We start from the raw sequence: 7180 nt of genomic DNA on the forward strand, positions 1-7180 counted from the left end.
AGAACTACGAGGCTCGTGTGCTCACTCAGCTTGTGCTTCCAGCGACAGCAAGAGATCGCGCTGATGGAGTTGCTGAAAGTGTTGCACGTTGATACCAAAGAGCATGGCTGCACCCATCACCAGCAATGCAGCCTCAAAAAGAAAGATGATAGCGTAACCGACGCTTGCGGCTATACCAATTTGTTCAATAAGCAGCGTAACCAAGCCACCCGACAAGAGACTTGCCATGCCATGTCCAATCATAATCGCAAAGCCCCAGAGACCCATATAAGTGGCTTTGGCATTTTCCACTGTTAAATCCATCATGGTTGTTACTGTGCCGAGCGTATGCAAGCCTGTTGAGATGCCCATGAGGAGCAAAGCGGTGTAGAGAAAGGTTCGCTCTTCAGTCAGTGAGACAGCAACAAGCAACAGCAAGCCTATGGCGGTACCATAATTACCGACCAGCGCAATATGCACTTTATTCATTGGGCGAATGGCTGTAGCAATACCCATTACGACCATGCTTAGCAAAGCGCCGCCGCCCCAGATTTGCTGAAATGATGTGGTTTCCTTGACGCTCATTGCCAAGACACTGGCACCGAAGACCTCGAGAATTGAATCTTGAAGGAAGATGCCAGCAGTAGAGAGCAGCACGAAGAAGAAGAATTGCTCAATGGCTTTATCGTGACGAAGCATAGCCTGCATCATTTTGAAGACATTGCTGGGCAGGTTTGTGGCAACCTGTTTGCGCACAGCGTGAGGCGCACGTGGCTCGACACCAAGCAAGCCAAGAATGGCACTTATACCTACAACGAAGGGGGTCAGCGCATAGAGTTCTTGCATCGTTTCAAATGTATAGACGGGCATAACAAACTTGATGTAAGCTGCAGAAAGAATCGTGCTGGCAATGGTCATGCTAAACATAGCTGTTACAGCAATGCCGCGCAGGTTGTAGGGCAAAACTTCAGCAGCGAGTGCATAGTGTGCCGAGCCTGCCATATCCAGCCCGATGCCGTAGAGCAACAGTAACACGTAGCCCAAGACGAAAGCCCACACCATACCGCTACTCATCTCAAATGCCAGCAGAGGCAATGCTGGAAAGATGATTGCCGAGAGCATGGAGCCCAAAAGGAGATAGGGGGTGCGATGGCGTCCCCACAGCGGTCGCTCGTCAGAGAGTTTGCCGAACCAGACCTTGAATGGTGACGCCAAGTGATAGACACCCAACATGGTTGTGATAAGCACAGCGGCAATGCCAAGCTCATAAATCGTGATGCGATTAAAGTTGCTGCTGAGCAGTGCATACATCCAGCCGACACTGACTTTCAAGATGGCAAGTTGCACGATGATTCGGCTATTGCGCAACCGCCCAGACCATGCAAAAGCAGGCATTGCCGTAGTGCATTTAGTTCAAACCAAATTCAATGCCCACATGGAAACTGCGACCAGGAGCACGATAGGTCTCGAGTTCTTCATACTGCGTATTGGCGATGTTCAGAATCATGCCAGTGAGCGTGAAGCGCTCAAAGATTTGCCAGCGTGTTGTGGCATCAAGTACAAGAAAATTGCCTGGGTAATTGATGCCTTGTGAATTTGCCACAATGCGCACGGCATTGATGCGGCTCACATAGCGACCGTTCAGTGCTACACTCCCGCCTGCAAAAATCTCAGGTAACCAGCCTTTGAAAGCCAGTTCTGTACGGAAAGTAAGATTATGCTCTGGACGATAGGGTAGCCAGTTCTGGTATTCTGGTGGATTGCGATTGCCGCCCAGAATGTTGTCAGGTGTAGAGCCTGTGGCACGCATCCAAGCATAATTGAGCTGAATGGTCAGTGGCTCAACTGGCTGCGACGTCAGTGAGATTTCTACGCCAAAGATGTTTGCATTGGCAGTGTTGATGAACTGGAAGACGCTCGATGAAATATCTAGCGCGCTGGCATTGGGATTGATATTGATGGATTCAATCAAGTTATCGTAATGATTGAAGTACGCAGCAATATCAATCGTGAGAAATTTTGAGAACGACTTAAAGCCACCGATCTCGAAGCTGGTCAGTCGCTCAGCATCGAGTGCAGGATTAGGATTGCCGAGGAAAAAGCCAGCTTGCGTGATAAAGCGCTCGCCGATGGTTGGTGCGCGGAAACTGCGACCGACCGATGCGCGAAGCGATGTAGCATCATCAAATTGATAATTTACAGCAAGTCTGGGGCTAATTTGCCAAAGGTTCTGAGTTTGAATGGGTTCGGTTTGCTCTACTTCAATGCCTTGCTGCACAAAGCGAATTTGGTCGATGTAGGTAACGGAGCTAGGTATCAGGCGATGGTAATCAAAGCGCAGTCCAGCTGTAACCTTGAAGCGTTCGCCGATTTGCACTTCATCTTGGAAGAAGGCACCGATATTGAAATCTGATGAATTCGTGTACAGCGAAGAGCGTACGTCGTTGAAGGCACCTTCAATGCCAGCACTGAGTTTGTGATCGTCACGCATCCAGAGCAATCGGCTGAAGAGCCCATAACGACGAGCTTCAGAGTCGTTGAAAGTGCTTGGATCATTCGGATCATAGGGTCGGCGAATGACTTTACCGAAGGAATAGCGCTGGAAATTGCCAATGAAATTACCTTGTCGATCGAACTGATCGAAGGCAATATCTTCAGTTGGATAATAAATGACTCTGAAGTACGAGCGATTGAGGTGCACTTTGGTCTCCCAATTTGCCGACGAGCCTAGAAGGGCTTGATGAGTCAGACCAATGAGTTGTGATTCACGGCGTGTTTGATCATCACTTAAGAAATATCGTCCAATCACCTCTTGTCCATTAACAATACGGGGCTGACCATTGACGAACACCGGTCCGGGGGGTACGCCAAGGGCATCGTTGATATTGGCCCAGCCGTAAGCCACACCACCTTGCGCCCAGTTCAGCACCGAAGAGAGTTGCAAAGATTGAGAGGGGCTCAGTTGATAGCGTGCTGAAATGTTGATATTGTCGGAAGCGAACTGACCAGCATCGCGGTAGCCCGGATCATTGATTCGTGAGTAAATCGCGCTGTAAGAAAACTCACCGAGCCGATCGCCAATCATGATATTGCCATTGTAAAAGTAAGGGCGATTGATTCCAGGGAAAGGATTGACGCTGGGTGGCGGATTGTCGTAGATGCCATTCATAAATTTGGCACGTACAGTAAATTCTTTCGGCAAAAGGCTAATAGCATTGATAACGCCGCCCATGGCCGCTGAGCCATACATCGCTGATGTAGCGCCTTTAACGACTTCCAAGCGTTCCAGATTTGACACATTAACAGCTTGCCAAACAACAGAGTTTGCATCAGCAGAGTTCATTGGAAAGCCATCGTAGAGCATTAGGACGCGCGTGCTGAGTCCGCCGCCAGTAAAGCCATTAGAGCCACGAATTTGCAAGTTCGAAGAGCCTATACCACCTGAGCGAATGACATCGACGCCGGGCACGGCTTCCAAGGCGCGGTCTAAGGATGGTGTAGGCAAGAGTTCAATTTGCTTGGTCGGAATCACACTAATTGTGATCGGCAGGTCCAATTTATTTTGCTCATAGCGCGAGGCAGAGACAACAACTTCATCGCCCATCACGCTTGAGGGTTGCAGCATAATATCCAGCGTTTCAACTTTATTCTGATAGATGTGCACTTGCTTGAAGCGTGTTTTGTAGCCAACCGCAGAAATGCGGACTTCATAAATTCCTTCGGGGATATTTTGAATTTCAAAAAAACCTTTAGCGTTAGCGATGCTACCCAGTTTGGTTTGATGCAGTGAAATACTTGCGCCAATCAAGGCTTCTTTCGTTTCTGCGTCTCGAACTTGTCCTTTCAAGGTCCCGCCATCTTGAGCGCGCGCAACGGTCCCGACCATCAAGAGCAAGGCGCTAATCAGCGTCAGCGAGCGCGCAAGTGCAATAACTGTGGTCATGATTTACAGAATGTTTGGGTTGCAATAAAAGGTAGGGAGTTATGTCACTCCCTACCCGTGTGTTTAATCAAAGTGAGATGCTGACATTCCAAACCGCTTGGCGATTGCCAGCGTCCATCGTCATTTCGTTACGACCATGTTGTGGATGACGAAATTCAGCCAGTGTAGCTACAACTTGGAAACCACCGGGAACTGCTGAATTGACACGATAGCGAGCAACTACAACGTTACGATAGGTCCCCATCGGAATGTTGAGCGCATAGGTTACGCTGTTGCCTGCGGCAGGTTTGGGCAAAATGTGGAAAATGCCCGGACCTTGAGCCCCGTCACGCAACCCAAAGAGGGCAATAAACTCGGTGCCATTTGCCCAAGCCGTTGGCGGTCCTACTGGTGCTGGTGGCCAGTTGCTGATGTTGCCTGTCGCTGTAACCGTACCAGAGAGTGTGGCCATGCCACTGCGCCCTGATTGCATCAGCGTCTCGGCAACGCGCATCTCTACCACATCCGTGACTCTGATACTGGAGGTGTTGCGCAAATCGGCAACAATCCCCGTGTTGAGAAATTGCTGTGAGGCTTGTCCTGTAAAGAAGGGATTGACATATGTGACAAAAACGCCATAAATGTCTTTGGGCAAGCTGCCGATTAGGTTGTTGTTCGCATCGCGTGCATTGCTTGAGCTAAACTCATAGACGCCATTACGCAAGGCGCTAAAAGGAATACCCGCAACATCGCCAAGTCCAGGGATAGCTGCCACTGGTCCTGAACGTGGAGCTTTTGTAGTAGGATCAAGTGGCACAAAGGCGATTTTTATCTGCCCTGGGAAAGGATCGTCTGTATTTGAGCTTTGCGGCCACTTTGAGGCATCGGTAAGCGGTGCACCGTTGTAAGTAAAAGTAATTGTCCCTGTGATGACATTTTCTTCTGACGCTGCAGGACCATTATTACTGCTGCACCCAGCAAGGTGAAGCGCAACAACGGCGAGCACGGCGAGGGCGAGATGTTGAATAAACCGCCCGCGATGTGAGAAGTACTTCGAGTTCATAGTTGAAAGTCCTTTCTAATATTGTATGTTTATGAATTCTGTGTCTGCAAAGGAAAGAACAAGAAATCGGACAGGCTGAACGCATGGCATCGTTTGACAAACCGTTCATTTTGAGACGAAACACGCATTCACTAACGCCAGTCATTAACACTTTGTCGATACAGATAAAGTTGTAGCAAGTGCACTATGCCTGCAGATACAGAGCAACGCCGAAAAATCTAGGCGAGAGCTTGCAATACGGGCAAAGGCACTGACAACGAGGTAGGGCTCAAATACGAAGAGGGATGAGTGCTTGAAGTAAATTAAAGGCAAGACGAGGCGGCTCTCCAAACGAAGTCAGACAAACTTCTTGAGAGAGCCATACACGACAACTGTGAGGGAGTAGAAACAGCCAGTCTTGCGATGAGGTCTGTTTCGCACCTGAAAAAGATCCTTTTTCAATGGCAAAGGCTTCTAGAGTATGAACGGAATAGAGCAAGGGAAGCGAGCGTTCAATAGCAACTCTCTGCCGCTTGTCTTGCGATTTAGATATGCTGACAGAGAGGTGTTTGACAACCGCATTGCCAGCCAGAACTGACATTGCAAAAAAGATGTGCACTTCTAACAGCCGCAGCATCTTCCTTGCTATACTCTGTATTTTTCGTTCAGCTGACATCTTGCGCTTTCCGTTAAATTCTTAGAAACCGCGTTTCGTTCATTAACTACATCAAACGTAGTGCTTGGCGCGCGGCTTAGAAAACAAAATCGCTTTCCAAAGAACTGATTTTCTGAATTTGTAAGGCACGAAAAAATCGTAAGTTATAGCAAAAATCGACCACTTCGTCCATCCGTTCTCATCACTTACTTAAACACGACATCAAGATTACCGTTTGAATACGTTGCGCCTTCAGTTCGGCGTCCTACCAAAACATTAGGCAGCACGATATTCTTGCGGAAGTTGTTGACCTCGATGAGCAATTCATCGCCTTTGACATTCATCTGCACATGATTGATTTCCACATTCGGCAAGTAAAGTTTCAAGTGATACTTGCCATTGTCCTTTTCGACTTGATGGGTGCGGCGATCGGTATAGAAGACACTCTCTGGTGAGTGCTCGCCGAAAATATCTTTTGCCATCTGGCTCAGTCGTGTGCAGCCAATGACTTCTGTGTCGTAGTAGGGCACATAAAAAATCGGAATGGGATAGAAGCAATTTTCAATTTTTGTAACATACTTCTTTTGCTGTGCAATAAGCGCTTGCATGTAAGGATCATGCGTATTGGATGGCAAGACCTTGTTGACAATTGCAGCGTCAAGCGTATAGCCAAAGAGATTGAGATACGTCTGCGCTCTCAATGCTTCTTTGATGACCATGTTTTCAGGGTTCAGCACGATGCGATACGAGGCAATCTCAGGATTGGTCAGTATCGTGTACAGCTCGCGCATATGGTCAGCAACTTCAGGCATGAGCTTGAAGATATTTTTCTTCGGCAGCAATTTCTGAATGAGCGGATAAGCAAAACTGATGGTCTTCATGTGCCATGAGGCAATTTTATCGGTGTACCACCGGTAAGAATCTGGCATTGCCAGCAAGCGCATGGTCTCGCCCGTTGGCGCCGCATCGATGATGATGACATCGTATTTGCCTGACTTGGCTGCTTCCCAAAGGTGTTTGAGGCTAATCATTTCCTCCATGCCGGGCAGAATGGCAAGTTCATCAGCGACAATTTCCGAGACCCCATCATGGGCGAGCATCGTTGAAAAGTAGCCACTAAATTCTGACCAATGATTTCGAATTTCAGCCAGAATGTTGATTTCCATCGCGTAAAGATTCGGCTCGACTTGAACAGGCGTGCTGCCAAGTTCGACATCGAGTGCATCGGCAAGACTGTGTGCAATGTCAGTACTGATGATAAGTGTGCGTTTGCCGCGTCGTGCAATATCAACGGCTGTGGCAGAAGAGACTGTCGTTTTGCCAACGCCGCCTTTGCCAAGATAGACTAAGATTCGCATAGAGACTGTATTCCTTTCTGTGAGTTAAAAATCTGTTAAACTTTAATGCGTATTTTTTTGCGTTCTTTGTGCATTGCTGCATCGGAGAAACTTGCTTTGCTAGAATCCGCAGCGCTGAAGAGCCCACCTTTTTCCTCTGTAGACGCATCCGCATCTTCAGGTTCCTCATCTGGCTTGGGTGCTGGGGCGCTAGCATCCTTTGCTGCAGTTGCTGCAGGTGCAGA

At 48.3% G+C, this 7180-nt stretch carries 6 protein-coding genes; all 6 read right to left on the bottom strand.

The window, feature by feature from the left end; genetic code table 11:
* Positions 1-21: 21 nt before the first annotated feature.
* Entirely contained in the window at positions 22-1374 is a 1353-nt protein-coding gene (locus CMR00_01065) for an MFS transporter (GenBank protein PIO49292.1), read from the bottom strand.
* A 13-nt stretch (positions 1375-1387) separates the two neighbouring features.
* Positions 1388-3922, bottom strand: coding sequence for a hypothetical protein (locus tag CMR00_01070; protein PIO49293.1), 2535 nt, complete (start codon positions 3920-3922; stop codon positions 1388-1390).
* Between the two features lie 67 nt (positions 3923-3989).
* Complete coding sequence (locus tag CMR00_01075) at positions 3990-4964, bottom strand: hypothetical protein (protein PIO49294.1); 975 nt, start codon at positions 4962-4964, stop codon at positions 3990-3992.
* A 268-nt stretch (positions 4965-5232) separates the two neighbouring features.
* Complete coding sequence (locus CMR00_01080; protein PIO49295.1) at positions 5233-5580, bottom strand: hypothetical protein; 348 nt, start codon at positions 5578-5580, stop codon at positions 5233-5235.
* 224 nt (positions 5581-5804) lie between these two features.
* On the bottom strand, positions 5805-6956 hold the full coding sequence (locus CMR00_01085) for an arsenic-transporting ATPase (protein PIO49296.1): 1152 nt from the start codon (positions 6954-6956) through the stop codon (positions 5805-5807).
* A 35-nt stretch (positions 6957-6991) separates the two neighbouring features.
* Positions 6992-7180, bottom strand: a 189-nt coding sequence (locus CMR00_01090) for a hypothetical protein (GenBank protein PIO49297.1), incomplete at its 5' end; no start/stop codon positions are given.

It is taken from the genome of [Chlorobium] sp. 445 (genome assembly GCA_002763895.1).
Lineage (GTDB): Bacteria > Bacteroidota > Chlorobiia > Chlorobiales > Thermochlorobacteraceae > Thermochlorobacter.

Excerpts from the sequence above, each read along its gene's own strand:
- CMR00_01065 (PIO49292.1), bottom strand. The coding sequence starts at position 1,374 with ATGCCTGCTTTTGCATGGTCTGGGCGGTTGCGCAATAGCCGAATCATC.
- CMR00_01070 (PIO49293.1), bottom strand. The coding sequence starts at position 3,922 with ATGACCACAGTTATTGCACTTGCGCGCTCGCTGACGCTGATTAGCGCC.
- CMR00_01075 (PIO49294.1), bottom strand. The coding sequence starts at position 4,964 with ATGAACTCGAAGTACTTCTCACATCGCGGGCGGTTTATTCAACATCTC.
- CMR00_01080 (PIO49295.1), bottom strand. The coding sequence starts at position 5,580 with ATGCTGCGGCTGTTAGAAGTGCACATCTTTTTTGCAATGTCAGTTCTG.
- CMR00_01085 (PIO49296.1), bottom strand. The coding sequence starts at position 6,956 with ATGCGAATCTTAGTCTATCTTGGCAAAGGCGGCGTTGGCAAAACGACA.